At 72.2% G+C, this 18,566-nt stretch carries 16 protein-coding genes and 1 rRNA gene; all 17 read right to left on the minus strand.

Features of this window, described 5'->3' with window-relative positions; all coding sequences use genetic code 11:
* A 16S ribosomal RNA gene (locus CcI49_RS32665) occupies nucleotides 1-110 on the minus strand; the annotation flags it as partial.
* 710 nt (nucleotides 111-820) lie between these two features.
* Nucleotides 821-1,531, minus strand: coding sequence for a DNA-3-methyladenine glycosylase (locus tag CcI49_RS32670; protein ID WP_076833112.1), 711 nt, complete (start codon nucleotides 1,529-1,531; stop codon nucleotides 821-823).
* On the minus strand, nucleotides 1,516-3,054 hold the full coding sequence (argH, locus tag CcI49_RS32675) for an argininosuccinate lyase (protein ID WP_116437563.1): 1,539 nt from the start codon (nucleotides 3,052-3,054) through the stop codon (nucleotides 1,516-1,518). The genes CcI49_RS32670 and argH overlap by 16 nt, the downstream gene beginning before the upstream one ends.
* Nucleotides 3,051-4,253: an argininosuccinate synthase gene (locus CcI49_RS32680; RefSeq protein WP_076833115.1), complete on the minus strand. Its 1,203-nt coding sequence runs from the start codon at nucleotides 4,251-4,253 to the stop codon at nucleotides 3,051-3,053. Before CcI49_RS32680 ends, argH begins: the two co-directional genes overlap by 4 nt.
* Before the next feature lie 94 nt (nucleotides 4,254-4,347).
* The gene (argR, locus tag CcI49_RS32685) at nucleotides 4,348-4,923 is read right to left on the minus strand and encodes an arginine repressor (protein WP_054566652.1); all 576 of its coding nucleotides are present in this window, start codon (nucleotides 4,921-4,923) and stop codon (nucleotides 4,348-4,350) included.
* Complete coding sequence (gene argF / locus CcI49_RS32690; RefSeq protein ID WP_076833119.1) at nucleotides 4,920-5,873, minus strand: ornithine carbamoyltransferase; 954 nt, start codon at nucleotides 5,871-5,873, stop codon at nucleotides 4,920-4,922. Before argF ends, argR begins: the two co-directional genes overlap by 4 nt.
* The gene (locus CcI49_RS32695; protein WP_076833122.1) at nucleotides 5,870-7,099 is read right to left on the minus strand and encodes an acetylornithine transaminase; all 1,230 of its coding nucleotides are present in this window, start codon (nucleotides 7,097-7,099) and stop codon (nucleotides 5,870-5,872) included. Before CcI49_RS32695 ends, argF begins: the two co-directional genes overlap by 4 nt.
* Nucleotides 7,096-8,067, minus strand: a complete 972-nt coding sequence (gene argB, locus CcI49_RS32700; protein ID WP_054566649.1) for an acetylglutamate kinase — start codon at nucleotides 8,065-8,067, stop codon at nucleotides 7,096-7,098. The genes CcI49_RS32695 and argB overlap by 4 nt, the downstream gene beginning before the upstream one ends.
* Entirely contained in the window at nucleotides 8,064-9,227 is a 1,164-nt protein-coding gene (argJ, locus tag CcI49_RS32705; RefSeq protein ID WP_054566648.1) for a bifunctional glutamate N-acetyltransferase/amino-acid acetyltransferase ArgJ, read from the minus strand. The genes argB and argJ overlap by 4 nt, the downstream gene beginning before the upstream one ends.
* 148 nt (nucleotides 9,228-9,375) lie before the next feature.
* A complete protein-coding gene (gene argC, locus CcI49_RS32710) occupies nucleotides 9,376-10,440 on the minus strand; it encodes an N-acetyl-gamma-glutamyl-phosphate reductase (protein WP_076833126.1) in 1,065 nt (354 codons plus the stop codon).
* A 337-nt stretch (nucleotides 10,441-10,777) separates the two neighbouring features.
* A complete protein-coding gene (gene pheT, locus CcI49_RS32715) occupies nucleotides 10,778-13,408 on the minus strand; it encodes a phenylalanine--tRNA ligase subunit beta (RefSeq protein ID WP_076833129.1) in 2,631 nt (876 codons plus the stop codon).
* A 4-nt stretch (nucleotides 13,409-13,412) separates the two neighbouring features.
* A complete protein-coding gene (gene pheS, locus CcI49_RS32720; protein WP_054567214.1) occupies nucleotides 13,413-14,516 on the minus strand; it encodes a phenylalanine--tRNA ligase subunit alpha in 1,104 nt (367 codons plus the stop codon).
* A 97-nt stretch (nucleotides 14,517-14,613) separates the two neighbouring features.
* The gene (locus CcI49_RS32725; RefSeq protein ID WP_235497965.1) at nucleotides 14,614-15,744 is read right to left on the minus strand and encodes a HAMP domain-containing sensor histidine kinase; all 1,131 of its coding nucleotides are present in this window, start codon (nucleotides 15,742-15,744) and stop codon (nucleotides 14,614-14,616) included.
* A 5-nt stretch (nucleotides 15,745-15,749) separates the two neighbouring features.
* The gene (locus CcI49_RS32730) at nucleotides 15,750-16,598 is read right to left on the minus strand and encodes an RNA methyltransferase (protein WP_054567213.1); all 849 of its coding nucleotides are present in this window, start codon (nucleotides 16,596-16,598) and stop codon (nucleotides 15,750-15,752) included.
* Between the two features lie 137 nt (nucleotides 16,599-16,735).
* Nucleotides 16,736-17,116, minus strand: coding sequence for a 50S ribosomal protein L20 (rplT, locus tag CcI49_RS32735; RefSeq protein ID WP_006540134.1), 381 nt, complete (start codon nucleotides 17,114-17,116; stop codon nucleotides 16,736-16,738).
* An 84-nt stretch (nucleotides 17,117-17,200) separates the two neighbouring features.
* Complete coding sequence (gene rpmI, locus CcI49_RS32740) at nucleotides 17,201-17,395, minus strand: 50S ribosomal protein L35 (RefSeq protein WP_054566644.1); 195 nt, start codon at nucleotides 17,393-17,395, stop codon at nucleotides 17,201-17,203.
* 112 nt (nucleotides 17,396-17,507) lie between these two features.
* Nucleotides 17,508-18,062, minus strand: coding sequence for a translation initiation factor IF-3 (infC, locus tag CcI49_RS32745; protein ID WP_076833136.1), 555 nt, complete (start codon nucleotides 18,060-18,062; stop codon nucleotides 17,508-17,510).
* Nucleotides 18,063-18,566 lie beyond the last annotated feature (504 nt).

The following is an 18,566-nucleotide window of genomic DNA, read 5'->3' on the forward strand; positions in this document are numbered from 1 at the left end:
CCCACGTGTTACTCACCCGTTCGCCGCTAGGAGCAAGCTCCTCGCTCGACTTGCATGTGTTAAGCACGCCGCCAGCGTTCGTCCTGAGCCAGGATCAAACTCTCCATCAATGCTTGAAAGAGATGGCCGGGCCGCCAAGCCCAACCGATCCTGGCAAGACAGATCCTCGTAAGATCGTCTGTCATTGCCAAAGGAATTTCCCACCACAACCAGAACATCAGCCCTGGCCATGGACGGGGGTTTAAAACTAAATGGCACTGACTATTCGGTACGCTGTTGAGTTCTCAAGGAGCAGATGCTGCTGGGATCACGCCGCGAAGCGTACATACCCAGGCAATTTGCTTTTCAAAGTTCTTTTCGGTCAGGTGCGTCGCAAATGCCTCGAAGGCTGCGATCCCGCCCGAAGACCCGACCTTGCGGTCCGATCCCGCGTCCCGAGTGGAGCCACCCTGTTCGGTGTCTGCCGTGTCTCGCTGACAGAGAGAACATTACGGGGGGATGTCCGGGGGCGTCAAATCAATCGGGTCTCAAGATGTGTGACGTATGTCACAGCTACCCAATCGGAGCTTGACGGTGCTGTCTGGTATGCGAGGCTTAGGGTTCTGCGCTCGAACAGGTGATCGGCCTCCGGGCCTGCTCCCAGGCCATCCGGCACCGCTCGGGCACCCCCGTCGGCGTGGGCCGCGAAGCTCCGGCGCCGGCAGCGCGCCGCTGCACGGCACCGGGGCCCCGGCATCCGGTCTGGGCATCGGCACCGGAGCATCGGCACCGGGGCATCCGCAGAGTCAGTCATCCCGGGCTTCCGCGCAACGCGCGCAGCTCACCGCTGCACCCGACGCACCGGTGGCACTCGGCTCACCGATGGCTCGCCCAGGAGCCAGAACCGGTTCGGCAGGTGAGCTCCGGCTCTGATCCCGATGCGCGGTCCACGGCCCACCTCCTCATCCGCGACCGGCGTGCCTCGGTGCACGGTCACGGGCCCACCGCCCGTCAGGTCCGTCCCGGTGCACGTGCCGTCGACGCCCAGCACCCGGGCGAAGCGCCCGGGGCCGGAGGCCACCCGCCGGGCCGCGAGGCCGCCGGCGGCCCGCCCGGAACCAGGCCCCCGGTCACCACGGCCCCGATCCGCGGCCGCCAGGCCCACCTCCGGGCCGAACCGCTCCGAACCAGGCGTGACGCCGCCGAGCGCCTGCGGATCGGCACCGGCCGCGCAGACGCTCCCGGCCCGGACGAGAACCGCCGCCGCCGTTCCCTCCGGGCCACACACGACGTTGAAACACCAGTGCATGCCGTACACGAAGTAGACGTAGGCATATCCCGGTGGCCCGAACATCACCGCGCTGCGTGGAGTCGGACCGCGCCGAGCGTGGGAGGCGGGATCATCCGTCCCGCCGTAGGCCTCGACCTCGGTCACCCGCAACGCGACCGGCCCGTGCCGGATCGTCGTCCCGAGCAGATCTCGGGCGACGACCAGCACGGGCCGGTCGTAGAAGTCTCGGTCGAGGACGGGTCCGCTCAGTTCCCCGCCCAGGCCCGGTCACGGTCCAGCACCGGAGCCAGGTCGCGGATCTGGTCCCGCACCCGATCCGGGGCCGTGCCGCCTGGCGCCGAGCGTGCCTCCAGCGCCCCGCGCACCGACAGAACCGAGCGGACGTCCGCGGTGAGCAGCGGGTTGATCGCCGCCAGGTCCTCCGCGGAGACGTCGTCGAGCTCGGCGTCGTGGGCCACGCACCAGGCGACCAGCTGGCCGACCGCCTCATGCGCCTCCCGGAAGACGACGCCGTTGCGAACCAGGTACTCGGCGACGTCGGTCGCGAGCGCGAATCCGTCGGGCGCGGCCCGTTCGAGCCGCTCCCGGCGCACCCGCATCGTGGCGACCATGCCGGTCATCGCGGGCAGCACGACCAGCAGGGTGTCGACCGCGTCGAAGACCGGCTCCTTGTCCTCCTGCAGGTCGCGGTCATACGCGAGCGGCAGACCCTTGAGAGTCGTCAGGAGAGCGGTCAGCGCACCGATGAGCCGGCCGGACTTGCCCCGCGCGAGCTCGGCGATGTCCGGGTTCTTCTTCTGCGGCATGATCGAGCTGCCGGTCGCGAAGGCGTCATCCAGCTCGACCCAGCCGAACTCGCGGGTCGTCCACAGGACGATCTCCTCGCCGAGGCGGGACAGATGCACGCCCGTGAGCGCCGCCGCGAACAGGAACTCCGCCGCGAAGTCCCGATCCGACACCGCGTCCAGCGAGTTCGCGAAGGCCCGGTCGAACCCGAGCTCCGCGGCCACCCCCGCCGGGTCGAGCGGCAGGGAGGAGCCGGCGAGGGCGCCTGCTCCCAGCGCGCTCACCGAGGCCCGGCGGTCCCAGTCACGCAGCCGGTCGACGTCCCGGACGAACGCCTGGACGTGCGCGAGCAGCTGGTGACCGAACGAGATCGGCTGCGCGTGCTGCAGGTGGGTCATTCCCGGTGCCGGGGTGTCGACGTGCTGCTCGGCGAGGGTGACGAGCGCACTCGACAGCTCGGTGAGCCGGCCCGCGACCTGCCGAGCGTGGTCGCGGAGGTAAAGGCGCAGATCGGTGGCGACCTGGTCGTTGCGGCTGCGCCCGGCGCGCAGCTTGCCGCCGAGGGCGCCGAGGTTCTCCAGCAGCCCCCGCTCCAGCGCCGTGTGGACGTCCTCGTCCTCGACGGTGGGACGGAACCGGCCCTGGGTGACGRCATCCGACAGGTCGTCGAGTGCCTTCAGCATCGCAGCCAGCTCGCCGGCGTCGAGCAGCCCCGCCCGGTGCAGCACCCGGGCGTGGGAGCGGGAGGCGAGCAGGTCGTAGGGCGCCAGCCGCCAGTCGAACTGCACGCTGACCGACAGCCGGGCCAGCGCCTCGGCCGGCCCGCCGGCGAACCGCCCGCCCCACAGCCGCAGCGGCGCGGATCCGTCCGCACCGGGCACCGAGCCCACGTCGTTCGTCGGGCCCGCGTCGTCATGCGCCCGTTCGGGATCCATCGTCACTCGCTCCTCGTCGACCGACGGGTACTCCCCCGTCGCCACCGGACCGACCGACGTCATGGGTGCAGCCGCTGCTCGCGGGCCGCCCAGACCTTGGTGGGCAGGCCCCACAGCTCGATGAACCCGCGAGCGTCGCTCTGGTCGAACTGGTCGCCGGCATCGTAGGTCGCCAGCGCGTGGTCGTAGAGGCTCCCCGGGCTGCGACGCCCGACGACCTGGGCCACACCGCCAGACAGCCGGATGCGCACATCACCGGAGACGCCGGCGCTGGACGAGTCCACGAAGGCGTCCAGCGCGGCCTTGAGCGGCGAGTACCACAGCCCGTCGTAGACGATCTCGCCCCAACGCTGGTCGACACCGCGCTTGAACCGGGCGATGTCGCGCTCGAGGGTGAGGTCCTCGAGGTCCCGGTGCGCCGTCAGCAGGGTGATCGCACCCGGGCACTCGTAGATCTCGCGGCTCTTGATACCGACGAGCCGGTCCTCGATCATGTCGATCCGGCCGACCCCCTGAGCCCCGGCCCGGGTGTTGAGCTCGGCGACCAGCTCGACCAGCGACAGGGCACGGCCGTCGAGCGCGGTCGGCACACCGTCGGTGAACGAGATCGTGACCTCGTCGGCCGGGCGCGGGACGGTCGGGTCGGCGGTGTAGACGAAGACGTCCTCCGGCGGCTGCGCCCACGGGTCCTCGAGGATGCCGCACTCGGCCGTGCGGCCGAACAGGTTCTGGTCGATCGAGTACGGCGACTTCTTCGAGACGTCGATCGGCAGGCCGCGCTCCTCCGCGAAGGYGATCGCCTTGTCCCTCGTCATCCCGGAGTCACGGACCGGGGCCAGCACCCGCAGGCCGGGAGCCAGCGCCATCACGCCGACCTCGAAACGGACCTGGTCGTTGCCCTTGCCCGTGCAGCCGTGCGCGATCGCGTCCGCGCCGTGCTGGCGGGCGGCCTCGACGAGGTGCCTGACGATGATCGGCCGCGACAGCGAGGAGATGAGCGGGTAGCGGTCCATGTAGAGCGCGTTCGCCCGGATCGCCGGGGCGACGAAGTCCGCCGCGAACTCCTCGCGTGCATCGACCACGATCGATTCGACGGCGCCGCAGGTGAGGGCACGCTGGCGGATCGCCTCCAGGTCCTCACCGCCCTGGCCGACGTCGACGGCCAGGGCGATGACCTCGGCGCCGGTCTCGGCGCCGATCCAGCCGATGGCCACGGACGTGTCGAGGCCGCCCGAGTAGGCAAGCACGACGCGTTCGGTCACTGGGTATCTCCTTAGTTCTGGCTCAGGTTCTCTGGTACTGGCTGAGGTTCTGGCTCAGGTTTCGTCGACGCGGTTGTCGTGGACACGGGCTGGCTCAGCCCGTGTCGTCATCCGGGCCCGGCGGCTCGCCGACACCGTCCCGGGGCGTCGGTGCGGCGGGCCTGGCCCGGCCGTCGGCAAGGGACAGCAGCCGGCCGGCGAACTCCGGGCCGGCCGACGAGCCGTTGCGCCCCTGCATCGCCCGACAGACCACGAGAATCGTGTCGTCGCCGGCGATGGTCCCCATCACCTCCGGCAGGGCCGCCCGGTCGAGGGCTGAGGCGAACAGTTGCGCGGCGCCCGGCGGAGTCCGCAGCACAACGAGATCACCGTTGGCCTCCGCCGAGACCAGCAGCTCCTCGCAGAGCCTGGTGAGCGGAATGCGCACGGCCTCGGCCGGGGCCTGGTTGACGTCCACCCGGTAGATGAGGACGCCGTCGGGCCCACGGGCCTTCGTCGCGCCGATGTCCTCCAGATCGCGGGACAGGGTGGCCTGGGTGACCTGCACGCCCTCCGCGAGAAGCAGACGCGCCAGCTCCGCCTGTGACCGTACCGACCTGGCCGCGATCAACCCGGCCAGACGCGCCTGCCGGGCGTGTTTCGTCAGGGGGGCCGCCGCGCGGATCGTCATCGGAGGGCGGCCTCCGACGATGCGTCGTCGAGCAGGACCGCCAGCAGTGCCTTCTGGGCGTGCAGCCGGTTCTCCGCCTGGTCGAACACCACCGACCGCGGGCCGTCCAGCACCGCGGCGGAGATCTCCACGTCGCGGTGCGCGGGCAGGCAGTGCATGACGATCGCGTCCGGGCGCGCGGCCTCGACGACCTTCTCGTCCAGGCGGTAGGGCTGGAAGACGAGCGCTCGGGTGTCCGACTCGTCGTCCTGGCCCATCGACGCCCAGACGTCGGTGTAGAGCACGTCCGCGTCGGTCGCGGCCTCCAGCGCGTCGTGCATCACCAACGCCTCGCCGCCGGTGACCGCGCCGATCTCGTTCGCCTGCCGGACGACCTGGTCGAACGGCTCGTAGCCGGGCGGAGACGCCACATGAACCCGCATCCCGGCCATGGCCCCGGCGAGCATCAGCGAGTGCGCGACGTTGTTGCCGTCGCCCAGGTAGGTCAGGGTCAGGCCCGCGAGGCGGCCGCGCAGCTCACGGATGGTCTGCAGGTCGGCGAGCGCCTGGCAGGGATGGGCGTGGTCGGAGAGCGCGTTGATGACGGGCACGGTGGCCGCCGCGGCCATCCGCTCGACCCTTTCCTGCGCGAACGTCCGGATGACGATCGCGTCCACGTAGCGGCTGAGGACGGCGGCTGTGTCCTCGATCGTCTCCCCCCTGCCCAGCTGGGTGGAGGCGGAGTCGATCACGATCGGGTGGCCGCCCAGCTCGGCTACCGCCACGTCGAACGACAGGCGGGTCCGGGTCGACGGCTTCTCGAAGATCAGCGCGACCGATCGGCCCTCGAGTGGACGGGGGGCCGTGCCACGCTCGCGGCGGGTGGCCTTGAGCCGGTCGGCGAGATCCAGCAGTGCGGCCTGCTCGGCCGAGGTCAGGTCCGTGTCGAGCAGGAAGTGTCGGGCCGTCATGGGCTGACCTTAGAGCTTTCGCCCGGCTTCTTCCCGGCCTCGGCCCGGCCACGGCCAGCCAGGACGCCGGCGGTGATTCCGGGCAGCGCCGACACGAACGCGTCCAGGTCGGGCTGGGTGATCACCAGTGGTGGCGCGAGCCGGACGACGTCCGCGGCGACCGCGTTCACCAGGAAACCCGCCTCGCGTGCGGCGGTCTCCAGCTCGGCGGCGTAGGGCCCGTCGAGCTCGATCGCCCGCCACAGCCCGACGCCGCGTATCCCGGTGATGCCGGCGGCACCGGCGGCGAGGATCCCCGCGCGCAACGACTCGCCCAGCGCGGTCGCGTGGTCGAGCAGCCCGTCGGCCACGATCGTGTCCAGCACCGCGAGGGCGGCCGAGCAGACCAGGGGGCCGCCACCGAAGGTGCTGCCGTGGTCCCCGGGCTGCAGCAGGCGCCCGGCGGCGCCGATGCCGATGCAGACCCCGATGGGCAGCCCGCCGCCGAGCCCCTTCGCGAGGGTGATCACGTCGGGGACGACTCCCGCGGTCTGGTGGGCGAACCAGGCGCCGGTGCGCCCGATGCCGCTCTGGACCTCGTCGAGCACCAGCAGCGCACCGTGCTCGTCGCAGGCCGCGCGGGCCGCCGCGAGGTAGCCGGGCGGCGGCGCCACCACGCCACCCTCACCCAGCGTCGGTTCCAGGAAGACCGCGGCCGTGCGCTCGCTGACCGCCTCGGCCAGCGCCTGCGCGTCCCCGTAGGGAACGAAGCGCACCCCGGGCAGCAGCGGCTCGAAGGGCGCCCGCTTCCCGGGCTGGCCGGTGATGGACAGCGCTCCCATGGTCCGCCCGTGGAAGGCGCCCTCGGCCGCGATGATCTCCGACCGGCCGGTCCGACGGCTGATCTTGATGGCGGTCTCGTTCGCCTCGGCGCCCGAGTTGCAGAAGAACGCCCGCCCGTCCACGCCCAGCAGCTCCATCAGCCGCTCGGCCAGCAGCACCTGAGGCGTGTTCACATACAGGTTCGAGGTGTGGCCGAGCGTGTCGAGCTGCGCGACCACAGCGGCCCGCACCGCCGGATGGCAGTGCCCGAGGACGCTCACCGCCACACCGGCGATCAGGTCCACGTACTCGCGGCCGTCGGCGTCCCACACGTGGGCACCGGCGCCACGGGTCAACGCGATCGACGGCCGGCCGTAGGTGGCCATGACGACGGCGTCCCGCCGGTCGAGCAGGTCGGCGTTCACGATTCTCCTTCGGTGATGTCCGTTCCGGGGCCGGCCGTGCCGGGGCCTGCCCCGTCGTCGGCCCGGATCAGGGTGCCGATCCCCTCGTCGGTGAAGACCTCCAGCAGCACGGCATGAGGAACCCGCCCGTCGAGCACGTGGGCCTGGGGAACCCCGCCGGAGACGGCCCGCAGGCAGGCTTCCATCTTCGGGATCATTCCGGACGACAGGGAGGGCAGGAGCCGCTCCAGCTCGCCTACCGTCAGTTCACTGATCACCTCGTCGCTGGCCGGCCAGTCCGCGTAGAGACCTTCGACGTCGGTCAGCACCACGAGCTTCGTCGCTCCCAGCGCCAGGGCCAGCACCGCGGCGGCCGTGTCCGCGTTGACGTTGTACACCCCGCCGTCGAGCCCGCGGGCCACCGAGGCCACGACCGGGACCTTGCCCGAGTCCAGCAGCGCGTTGACGGTCTCGGGCTGGACCTCGACCACGTCACCGACCAGCCCGACGTCCACGGCCTGGCCGTCGACCATCGCCGGGCGGCGACGGGCGGTGAACAGGTTCGCGTCCTCGCCCGAGAGGCCGACCGCGAACGGGCCGTGGTCGTTGACCAGGCCGACGACATCCCGGTTGACCTGGCCGACGAGGACCATCCGGACGACCTCCATCGTCTCGGGCGTGGTCACCCGCAGGCCGCCGACGAACTCCGAGGCCACCCCGAGCCGCTCCAGGTGCGCGGTGATCTGCGGGCCGCCGCCGTGCACGACCACCACCCGGATGCCCGCGTAGCGCAGGAAGACGATGTCGGCCGCGAACGCCTCCCGCAGCTCGGGCCGGGTCATCGCGTTCCCGCCGTACTTAATCACCATCGTCGCCCCGTGGAAGCGGGACAGCCACGGCAGGGCCTCGATGAGGACCTTCGTCTTCGTGAGCGCGGAATGCCCACGTGCCCGCGCGGCCGGGCCGCGCGTCGACGGACTGTCGCTCATGTCGAGTATGCCGAGTTCTCGTAGACGTACCCGTCGGTGAGGTCGTTCGTCCGCACGACCACCTCGGCGGCGCCCGCGTGCAGGTCCGCGACGATGCTGATCTCCCGCCCGGAGAGGTCGACCAGGTCCCGGGACTCACCCGGAGCGCCGGCCCGGCACACCTGGACACCGTTCATGGCCACGTCGAGCTGGTCGGGCTCGAACGCCGCGGCGGTGGTGCCGATCGCCGCGAGCACCCGGCCCCAGTTCGGGTCCTTGCCGTAAAGCGCGCACTTGAGCAGGTTGTTCCGCGCGATCGCCCGGCCGACCTCGAGCGCGTCCGCCTCGGAGGCCGCCCCGGTGACCGTGATGGAGATCGTCTTCGTGGATCCTTCGGCATCGCCGAGCATCTGGCTCGCCAGGTCCTCGCAGACGGCGGTGACCAGCTCGGTCAGCTCGGCCTCGGGCAGCGCCCGCCCCGACGCACCCGACGCGAGCAGCAGCACGGTGTCGTTCGTCGACAGGCAGCCGTCGGAGTCGACCCGCTCGAAGGTCGTGCGGCAGGCCTCCCGCACGGCACGGTCGAGAGTCGCGGCGTCGGCGACGGCGTCGGTCGTGACGACGACGAGCATCGTCGCCAGCGACGGTGCCAGCATGGCCGCGCCCTTGCCCATGCCGCCGACGGTGACGACGCTCCCGCCCTCCCGGCTGTGGCGGACCGCCTCCTTCGCCACGGTGTCGGTGGTGCGGATGGCCTCGGCCGCGGCGCCCCCGCCGCTCGCGGACAGCGCGGCCACCGCCTCGACCACCCCCGGGAGCAGGAGGTCCATGGGCAGCGGGACACCGATCAGGCCGGTCGAGCAGACCGCGACCTCGCCCGCTCCGATGCCGAGCTCGGCGGCGACCCGCTCCGCGGTGGTGTGGGTGTCGGCGAACCCCGCCGGCCCGGTGCAGGCGTTCGCCCCACCGGAGTTGAGCACGACCGCGCGCAGCCGGCCGCCGGTGAGGACCTGGCGGGTCCACAGCACGGGCGCGGCCTGCACCCGGTTGCGGGTGAACACGCCCGCCGCGGCATCGGCGGGACCGTCGTTGACGACGATCGCGACATCTGGACGCCCGGACGGCTTCAGCCCGGCCGCGACTCCGGCGGCCCGGAAGCCCTGGGCTGCGGTGACGCTCATGCCTGTTCCCCTTCCCCACTCACTCCGACTACGGACCGGCTACCCATGGCCCGGCGAGCCGCGACCCGGCGAGCCATGACCCGGCGTGCCATGACCCGGCGTGCCATGGCCCCGCGACCCGCGGCCCGGCGACCCGCGGTTGACGCGGTCACGGGGCGAGGCCCTGGGCGCTCAGGCCGGTGCCCTCCGGCTGGCCGAGCATGAGGTTGGCGCACTGGAGCGCCTGGCCCGCGGCGCCCTTCGTGAGGTTGTCGATGGCCGCCACGACGACCACCCGGCCGGCCTCGGCGTCCACCGTCGCCTGCAGGTGCACGCAGTTGCTGCCGAGAGTGGACGAGGTGCGCGGCCACCGGCCCGGCGGCAGCACCCGCACGAACGGCTCGCCGTCGTAGAAGGCTCGCAGGATCCCGGTGACCGTCTCGGCGTCCGCGCCGAGGCCGGTGCCCAGATCGTCACCAGCCGCGAGCTCGGCGGACAGGCGGGCGGTGCAGGTCGCCAGAATGCCGCGCGGCATCGGCGCCAGGACCGGGGTGAACGACAACGACACCGGTGACCGCGCGTACCGGGTGAGGGTCTGGACGATCTCGGGCCGGTGCTGGTGACCACCGACCTTGTAGGCGGTCAGGTCACCCATCACCTCACTGCCGAGGAGGTTGACCTTCGCCGACCGCCCGGCACCGGAGGTGCCGCTCGCGGCGACGACGACCAGGTCGGACGGATCCACCGCGCCGGCCGCGATCAGCGGCACCAGCGCCAGGGTGATCGCGGTCGGGTAGCACCCCGGCGCGGCGACCCGGTTGCTGACCCTGATCTCCTCCCGGGCCCCCGGCAGCTCCGGCATGCCGTAGGTCCAGGCGCCGGCGTGTTCGCCACCGTAGGCCCGCCGCCACACCTGCGGGTCGGCCAGGCGGTGGTCGGCCCCGAGATCGACGACCCGCACGCCGGCCGGCAAGGTGGCCGCGACCGCGCCCGACTGCCCATGCGGGAGCGCGAGGAAGACGATGTCGGCGCTCGTGTTTGCCAGGGCCGCGGTGTCGACGAACACCCGCCCGGCGAGATCGGGCAGGTGCGGATGCACCTCGGTCACGTCCACACCGGCGGACGTGTTGGCCGCCAGGTCACCGATGTCGATGCCGGGGTGGCCGAGCAGCAGCCGAAGCAGCTCCCCGCCGCCGTACCCGCTCGCGCCCGCAACCGCCGCAGTCACACCCATGACTGAAAACTTATACACACCCGCCTATGGAAATTCAAGAGGCTGGTCACGCGACCGCACCGGCGACAACCTCCAGAGCGGGGGCACCTATTACCGATTCGTTACGTGAAAGTAAAGGACAGAGCCGACGCCGCCGGGGCACACTTCTACAAAGACCACTCCGGGACAACGAGGTACCGGGGTGGGAAACGGGTCGGGGTGGGTGCCAGCAGCACCCACCCCGACTCATCACCCCGGCATCCGAACCCGGGCATCCGACTCACCCAGCATCCGACGCCTCCGCACCCGCACCCGATCTCCGCCGGGTATGCGCGCGGACGCGGCGGGTCAGCCGCGCTCAGCCACGCAGCACCGCTCCCGTGCGGCTCGCGGCCTCGGCCACCGCCGCGTCGCGGATGTCGTTCGCCTCCCCGGCGGTCAGCGTGCGGTCGGCGGCACGCAGCCGGAGACCGAACGCGAGCGAACGCCGACCGGGGCCGACCTGACCGCCCTCGTAGACGTCGAACAGCGACAGCGACTCCAGCAGCTCCCCGGCGCCGGCCCTCAGCGCCTCGGTCACCGCGGCGACGGGCACCTCGGCACCGGTCACCAGCGCGACATCCCGGTCAGCCGGCGGGAAGGTGGAGATCGCCGGCGCGGCGACCGCCGGCCGTTCGAGCGCCACGGCGATCAGCGCGTCGAGGTCGAGCTCCATGGCGCACGAGCGGGCCGGCAGCCCGGCGGCGCCCAGCACCCGCGGGTGCAGCTCCCCCGCGTGCCCGACGACCCGGCCGTCGACCGACAGCTCGGCGCAGCGGCCGGGATGCCACGGCAGTACGTCACCGGCACCGACCGTGAGCTCCACCCCGACCGCCGCCGCGACGCTGTGCGCGCCGGCGACCGCGTCGCCCCAGTCGGCGGCCCGGCCCGGGCCCCACCAGCCGGCCGGCTCGCGCAGACCCGTGAGGATGACCGCCACGTGCCGCGGCTGGTCGGGCAGGGCACTGTCCAGCGCGCGGATCTCGGCCTCGTTGGGCCGGCGGTCGACGGGCGGCGTGGCGACCGCGACGGCACCCCCTGCCGGCTCGCGGAAGACCAGTCCGCTCTCGAAGAGGGCGAGATCCGTCTGGCCGCGGCCGAGGTTGCGGCCAGCGGCCTCGATCAGCCCGGACAGCAGCGTCGTGCGCAGGAACGAGGCGTCCTGCGCGATCGGGTTGGTCACCCGGACGGCGGCCCGGCGCGGGTCGCCGTCGGGCAGGCTCAGGACGTCCGCGGCGTCCGCACCGACGAACGGCAGGGTCAGCACCTCGACGAAGCCGTCGGCGGCCAGCGCCCGCCCGACCGCCCGACGCAGCCGCTGCGCCTCGGTCAGCCCGCGGCCCGCGGGAACCAGCGGCAGGGTGACCGGGATCGTGTCGTAGCCCTCCAGGCGCACGACCTCCTCGACGAGGTCCGCCGGGCGCGCCAGGTCGGGACGCCACGAGGGCACCGTGACCTCGACCGTGCCCGAAGCGGCAGCACCCGACGCCGCGACATCCGAGGCCGCGGCATCCCAGGCGGGGCCGGAGACGACGGCGCCGATGTCGGCCAGCCGCCGCCGGATCACGTCGACGGGGTAGGGGCGACCGGCGAGCCGCTCCGGCTCACCCAGCGGGAAGGCGATCGTCACCGGTGCCGGCCGGTGGTCGACGTCGGTGCCGCCTGGCTCGGCGCTGGCACCGGCCAGCTCGCCCAGCAGGTCGACGGCACGCTGCGCGGCCACCGGGGCGAGCGCCGGGTCCACGCCGCGCTCGAACCGCCGTGACGCCTCGGAACCGAGGCGGTGGCGGCGGGCGGTCCGGGCGACCACGATGGCGTCGAAATGCGCCGACTCCAGCACGATGTCGGTCGTCGTCGCGGAGATCTCCGTCGCCGCGCCGCCCATCACGCCGGCGAGCGCGATCGGGCCGGAGTCGTCGGCGATCACCAGGTCCTCGGGGTCGAGCACCCGGTCGACCCCGTCAAGGGTGAGCAGACGCTCGCCGGCCCGGGCCCGACGGACGACGATCGGCCCGGAGAGCTTGGCCCGGTCGAAGGCGTGCAGCGGCTGGCCCAGCCCGAGCATCACGATGTTGGTGACGTCGACCGGGGCGGAGATCGGCCGCATCCCGGCCAGCGACAGCCGCCGGGCCCAGCCCAGCGGGGTGGGGGCGTTCGGGTCGACGCCACTGACGACGCGCGCGACGTACCGGTCGCAGGCGGCCGTGTCCTCCACCCGGACCGGGTAGCCGGCCGCACCGGCTTCCCCGCCATCGCCGGTGTCACCGGGCAGCGGGCCGGCGTCCGACGCCAGGCCACCCCACTGGCCGGGATCCCCGAAGGGCAGCCCGAACGCGGTCGCCGTCTCCCGGGCGATACCGCGCACCGACAGCCCGTACCCACGGTCGGGCGTGACGGCGATGTCGAGCACCTCGTCGCTGACGGCGAGCAGCTCGGCGACATGCGCGCCGATCGGCGTGTCCGGCGGCAGCACCAGGATCCCGCTGTGGTCCTCGCCCAGCCCGAGCTCACGAGCGGAGCAGATCATGCCGTCGCTGACATGCCCGTACGTCTTTCGCGAGCTGATCTCGAAGCCCCCGGGCAGGACGGACCCGGGCAGTGCCACCGGAACCCGGTCACCGACCTCGAAGTTGAACGCGCCGCAGATGACGCCGCGCACGCCCGGCTCGGAGACCTCGGCACCCGCCGCACCAGACGCATCCGGCGCACCAGACGCGTCCGCCGCGCCCAGCTCCGCGACGCGGACCTGGCACCAGCGGACGTCCTTCTTCTTCGTCGGCACGACCTCGATGGAGACCACCTCGCCGACCACAACCCCGGCCAGGTCCGAACCGACGGTCTCCAGCCCCTCGACCTCGAACCCGGCGCGGATCAGTGCCTCCGCGACCGCCTTCGCCGGCGGCAGCGGGGCGCCGACCACCTCACGCAGCCAGGACATCACGATTCTCACCGGGTCAGCCCTCGATTCCGAACGGCAGGCCGAAGCGGACGTCGCCGTCGACGAAGTCCCGGATCTCACGGACGTCATGCCTGGTCATCGCCGCGCGCTCCAGGCCCATCCCGAACGCGAAGCCGCTGTAGCGGGTGGGGTCGACGCCGCAGGCACGCAGCACGTTCGGGTCGACCATGCCGCAGCCGCCGGCCTCGATCCAGCCCTCGTCCGAACAGACCCGGCACGGCTGGCGGCCCGCGTCGCCACGGCAGGCGAAGCACTGGACGTCCAGCTCGGCGGAGGGCTCGGTGAACGGGAAGAACGACGGCCGCAGCCGGGTGGACAGGCCCGAACCGAACAGGGCCTGGGCGAACACCTCCAGGGTGCCCCGCAGGTCGGCCATGGTGATGCCCTCGTCGACGGCGAGGCACTCCAGCTGGCCGAAGACCGGCGAGTGCGTCGCGTCGATCGTGTCGTTGCGGTAGGTGCGCCCCGGGCACACCACGTACACCGGCAGCGGACGGGACAGCAGCGAGCGGATCTGCACCGGCGAGGTGTGCGTGCGCAGCAGCCGACCCGACGCGGCGGGCTCGACGTAGAGGGTGTCGTGCTCGCTGCGCGCCGGGTGGTCGGGCGCCATGTTGAGCGCCTCGAAGTTGAACCAGTCGTGCTCGACCTCGGGCCCCTCCGCGACCTCGTAGCCCATGGCCACGAAGACGTCGGTGAGCCGGTCGGAGAGCAGGCTCAGCGGGTGGCGTGCGCCGTGGCGCCGGCGGTCGACGGGGAGGGTCACGTCGACGCGCTCGGCGATCAGGATCTCGGCGTCGCGGCGCGCCGTGAGCTCGGTCAGCCGGGACTCGTAGGCGGTGCGGACGGCGGCGGTGGCGGCGTTGTGCGCCCGGCCGGCCGGCGCGCGCCGCTCGCGCGGCAGCGCGCCGAGCTGGCGCCGGGCCAGCGCGAGCGGCGCGGACTGGCCGTCGACGTGCGCGGAACGCACGGCGGACAGCGCGTCCAGGCCGTCGGCCGCGGCGATGGCCGCGAGCGCGGCGGCCACGTCGGCGTCCAGCCTGTTCTGGTCCAGGGCACCGAGATCCACAGGATCAGCGGTCTCGTTGGGGGCGGGCACGATGATCATCCTCATCGGTGGGCGGCGGGCCTGCGCGGCCCGCCGAACGAATGGGTCGGTTCTCCCGGGGCGCCCGCCGGTGGTGCGTCGTGCGGCCTCAGCCGAACACGGGCCCACCAGCGGGCACGGAAAATCGGAACTCCGCCCCGCCGCCCGGCGCCTTGCCGACCGAGATCGTCCCGCCGTGTGCCTCGATCAGCGCCTTGGCGATGTACAGCCCGAGACCCGTGCCGTTGCCACGGCTCGCACCGCGCCAGAACTTGGCGAACACCCGGCTGGCGTTGGCTTCCGGCACACCCTCGCCCTCGTCCGCGACGGTCACCTCGGCACCTGTAGATGTTCCGCTGAGCACGACGGTCACAGTACCCGCGCCGTGGCGCAACGCGTTGTCGATGAGGTTGTGGAGAACCTGGTCGATCTTGTCCGGGTCGACCCACATCTCGGGCAGCTCACCGGTGAACCGGACGTCGAACCGTTCCGCCGGGGCCGAGCCGGCCGCGATCTTGCCTTCGACGACGCGCCGGACGGCCGCACGCATGTCGACGATCTGCTTGCGGATCTGGACCCGGCCGGCGTCGATGCGGGAGACGTCCAACAGCTCGGTCAGCAGCCGGGTGACGCGGTCGGCGTCGGTGTTGACCGTGTTGAGCATCAGTTTCTTCTGCTCGTCGGTGAACCTGTCCCAACGGGCGAGAAGCGTGGCGGTGAAGCCCTTCACGCTGGTCAGCGGCGAGCGCAGCTCATGGGCGACGGTGGCGATGAGGTCCGCGCGGTTGCGTTCGATCCGCTCCCTGCTGACCGTGTCCCGCAGGCAGACCGCCACCCGCACAAGCACCCCGTCGACCCGGGTGAAGCGGGCGGTCACGTTGAAGTCGTGGTCGGAGTCCGGGCCGGCGTAGGTCAGGCGACGTTCCGGCTGCCCGGTGACCCGGGGCAGGTCACGGCTCGGTTGCGAGCACTCCCACCAGTCGTTGCCCCGTTCGTCGAGCAGCGGAAGGACCTCGGTGAGATGACGCCCCACCGCCTTGCCCTGCGGCAGGCCGGTCACCTTCGAGGCGGCGCTGTTGAACATCTCCACGACACCCGACGCGTCGGTGACGACCACCGGATCGGGCAGCAGGTCGAGGGTCGCCGGAGTACGCAGGTCCACCGACTCCTCCGCGGTATCGGGACCGGGACCGGGAACCTCGTTCCCGGAGAAGTCCGGCCCGGGAGCGGAAGCGACGATGCGTGTCAACGCGCCCCACCTCCACTGGCACCGGACGTAGCTGACCGCACCGCTCTCTGCGCCCGCGCCGACGCATACATACACAGCGCCGACGCAACCGCAAGATTCAGTGACTCGGCCTGACCGTACACCGGCACCCTCACCGCCGTGTCCGCGGAGGCCGCCGTCGCGGCCGTGAGGCCTCTCGCCTCGTTGCCGAAGACCCACGCGGTGGGGCCGGCAAGCACTCCCGCGGCGGCGAGTTCGTCGAGATCGCGGTCCGCGTGACCGGACGTCGCCAGGACCTGGCAGCCGAGCTCACGCAGCTCCCGCACGACCGTGGGCGCGTCGGCGGCCACGATCACCGGGAGGTGGAACAGGCTGCCCGCGGACGAGCGCACGCACTTGCCGCCGAACGGGTCGACACTGTCACCGACGAACACGACGGCATCGGCGCCGGCCGCGTCCGCCGAGCGGATCACCGTGCCGGCGTTACCCGGATCGTTCGCGCCCTCGCACACCGCGACCAGGCGCGGCCGCCCCAGATCCGCCAGCCGGTGCCCGGGCAGCTCGGCGACGCCGACGAGCCCCTGCGGGGTCACCGTCTCCGAGAGGGCTGCCGCGGCGGCATCGGTCACGAACCGGACCGGCACGCCGGTTCCGGCCATCAGCTGGCCGTGCCGCGCCAGGGCCGACTCACCGACGAACAGCTCGACCAGCGCGTCGGCCTGCAGCGCCGCGGTAACGGCCTGGGCCCCCTCGACGAGGAACAGGCCCTCCTCACGGCGCGCCGCCGCACGCCGCAGCCGCCGGGCGGCGGCGACGTGGGCGGAGCGAAGCCCGTCGAACCGGTCGGGCAACGGGCCGGCGTTCAGAACGCCCCCACCCGTGGACGGGCCGGTGGACGAAGCTTCCGACAGCCCGGTGGACGACCCCGTGAACGACGTCGACCGGCCCGCGGAGGGGCGCTGCGGGCGGCGAGACGACACCGGCGGAGGACGGCGGCGGGCTCTCAGGCGGCCGAGGCCTCGGCGGCCACGGGCAGCGCGGCGCGGGCGACCTCGACGAGCGCCGCGAAGGCGGCCGCGTCGTTGACCGCGAGATCGGCCAGGATCTTGCGGTCGACCTCGACACCGGCCAGGCGCAGGCCCTGCACGAAGCGGTTGTAGGTGAGACCGTTCGCCCGGGCGGCGGCGTTGATACGAGTGATCCACAGCTGCCGGAAGTCGCCCTTGCGCGCGCGACGATCCCGGTAGGAGTAGGTCATCGAGTGGAGCATCTGCTCCTTGGCCTTGCGGTAGAGCCGCGAACGCTGGCCCCGGTATCCGCTGGCGGCCTCGAGGACCTCGCGGCGCTTCTTCTGGGCGTTGACTGCCCGCTTCACGCGTGCCATGAGGGCACCTGTCTCCTTCGTTCGTTCACGTTCGTTCGCGTCCGGTCCGGTCGGCCGCCCTGCACGGCCACCAGACCGGAGATGTCAGCGGCCCAGCAGACGCTTGATGCGGCGGTCGTCCGCGGAGGTCAGCACAACCTCGTCGTAGAGCCGGCGGGTGCGGCGGCTCGACTTGTGCTCGAGGAGGTGGGCGCGGTTGGCGCGACGGCGCATCACCTTGCCGGTGCCGGTGACACGGAACCGCTTGCCGGCACCGGTATGGGTCTTCATCTTGGGCATGATCGCGTCCCTGTGGTGGATTTCGGATGCTCGTCTGGGCGCGCCCGTCTGGTGCCCGTGTTCATGCGCGCCTGGGCCGGTACGACGTCTGGCGACGCCGACCGGTGGTAGCTCACCCCTGGGTCGCGGACTCCGGGACTCGCTGGGGCTTGGCGGGGCCCTTGTGCGGGGCCATGACCATCGTCATGTTCCGCCCGTCCTGCTTGGGCTGGGCCTCGACGTAACCGAGATCGGCGACGTCGGTGGACAGCCGCTGCAGCAGCCGGATGCCGAGCTCGGGCCGTGACTGCTCACGCCCACGGAACATGATGGTGATCTTTACCTTGTCGCCGGCCTTGAGGAAGCGCACGACGTGACCCTTCTTGGTCTCGTAGTCGTGCGGATCGATCTTCGGTCGGAGCTTCATCTCCTTGATGACCGTCTGGACCTGGTTCTTACGAGCCTCACGACGCTTCTGGTCGGACTCGTACTTGAACTTGCCATAGTCCATCAGCTTGCAGACCGGCGGACGGGCGGTCGGCGCCACCTCGACGAGGTCGAGATCCGCCTCCTGCGCGAGGCGCATGGCCTCCCCGATGGAGACGATGCCGATCTGCTCGCCCTCCGCTCCCACGAGGCGAACCTCCGGGACGCGGATCCGGTCGTTGATGCGTGACTCTGTGCTGATGTGCGTTCCTCCGTGGCTCGACGCGCGGGCACGACCTCACCGCAGCGGAGCACCAAGCCCGGGGCAACCCAGGCTCCCGGCCGACATGCCGTGGCAACGGCTCGACCGACCGGCGACCCGGCCACCGCGCCAGCCGGCGGGCTGGCGACCGGCCGGATCATCTCCGACGGCGGCGACGGGTGGAGGGCGAACCCCCGCTTTGACCTGGTGACGCGGGCACGACGTATGCGACTGCGCCGAAGTGGGACAGTCTGGGTGCGACTGCCGGACACGGCGACCGAAGCATGGCGTCAGTACCTGCCACCAGGTGGTCTGCAGCCCAGCGTAGCAGAGCCCGCGGCGAGGGACGATCAACAAGGGCTTCCGTCCCGATCCGCCCCACGCGCCCGGCCAGGCCAGGCCAGGGGCGACAGCCCCGCTCCGGATCCCGGTCGGTCACCGGCCGGCGTACCGCCACGATCAACGCCGAGCCATTTCCAACCCACCTCTGTCGGACACTGTCTC

The organism is Frankia sp. CcI49 (assembly GCF_001983215.1).
Taxonomy (GTDB): Bacteria; Actinomycetota; Actinomycetes; order Frankiales; family Frankiaceae; genus Parafrankia; species Parafrankia irregularis.

Excerpts from the sequence above, each read along its gene's own strand:
- argC (WP_076833126.1), bottom strand. The coding sequence starts at position 10,440 with ATGGGTGTGACTGCGGCGGTTGCGGGCGCGAGCGGGTACGGCGGCGGG.
- argB (WP_054566649.1), bottom strand. The coding sequence starts at position 8,067 with ATGAGCGACAGTCCGTCGACGCGCGGCCCGGCCGCGCGGGCACGTGGG.
- rplT (WP_006540134.1), bottom strand. The coding sequence starts at position 17,116 with ATGGCACGCGTGAAGCGGGCAGTCAACGCCCAGAAGAAGCGCCGCGAG.
- argF (WP_076833119.1), bottom strand. The coding sequence starts at position 5,873 with ATGACGGCCCGACACTTCCTGCTCGACACGGACCTGACCTCGGCCGAG.
- rpmI (WP_054566644.1), bottom strand. The coding sequence starts at position 17,395 with ATGCCCAAGATGAAGACCCATACCGGTGCCGGCAAGCGGTTCCGTGTC.
- argJ (WP_054566648.1), bottom strand. The coding sequence starts at position 9,227 with ATGAGCGTCACCGCAGCCCAGGGCTTCCGGGCCGCCGGAGTCGCGGCC.
- argR (WP_054566652.1), bottom strand. The coding sequence starts at position 4,923 with ATGACGATCCGCGCGGCGGCCCCCCTGACGAAACACGCCCGGCAGGCG.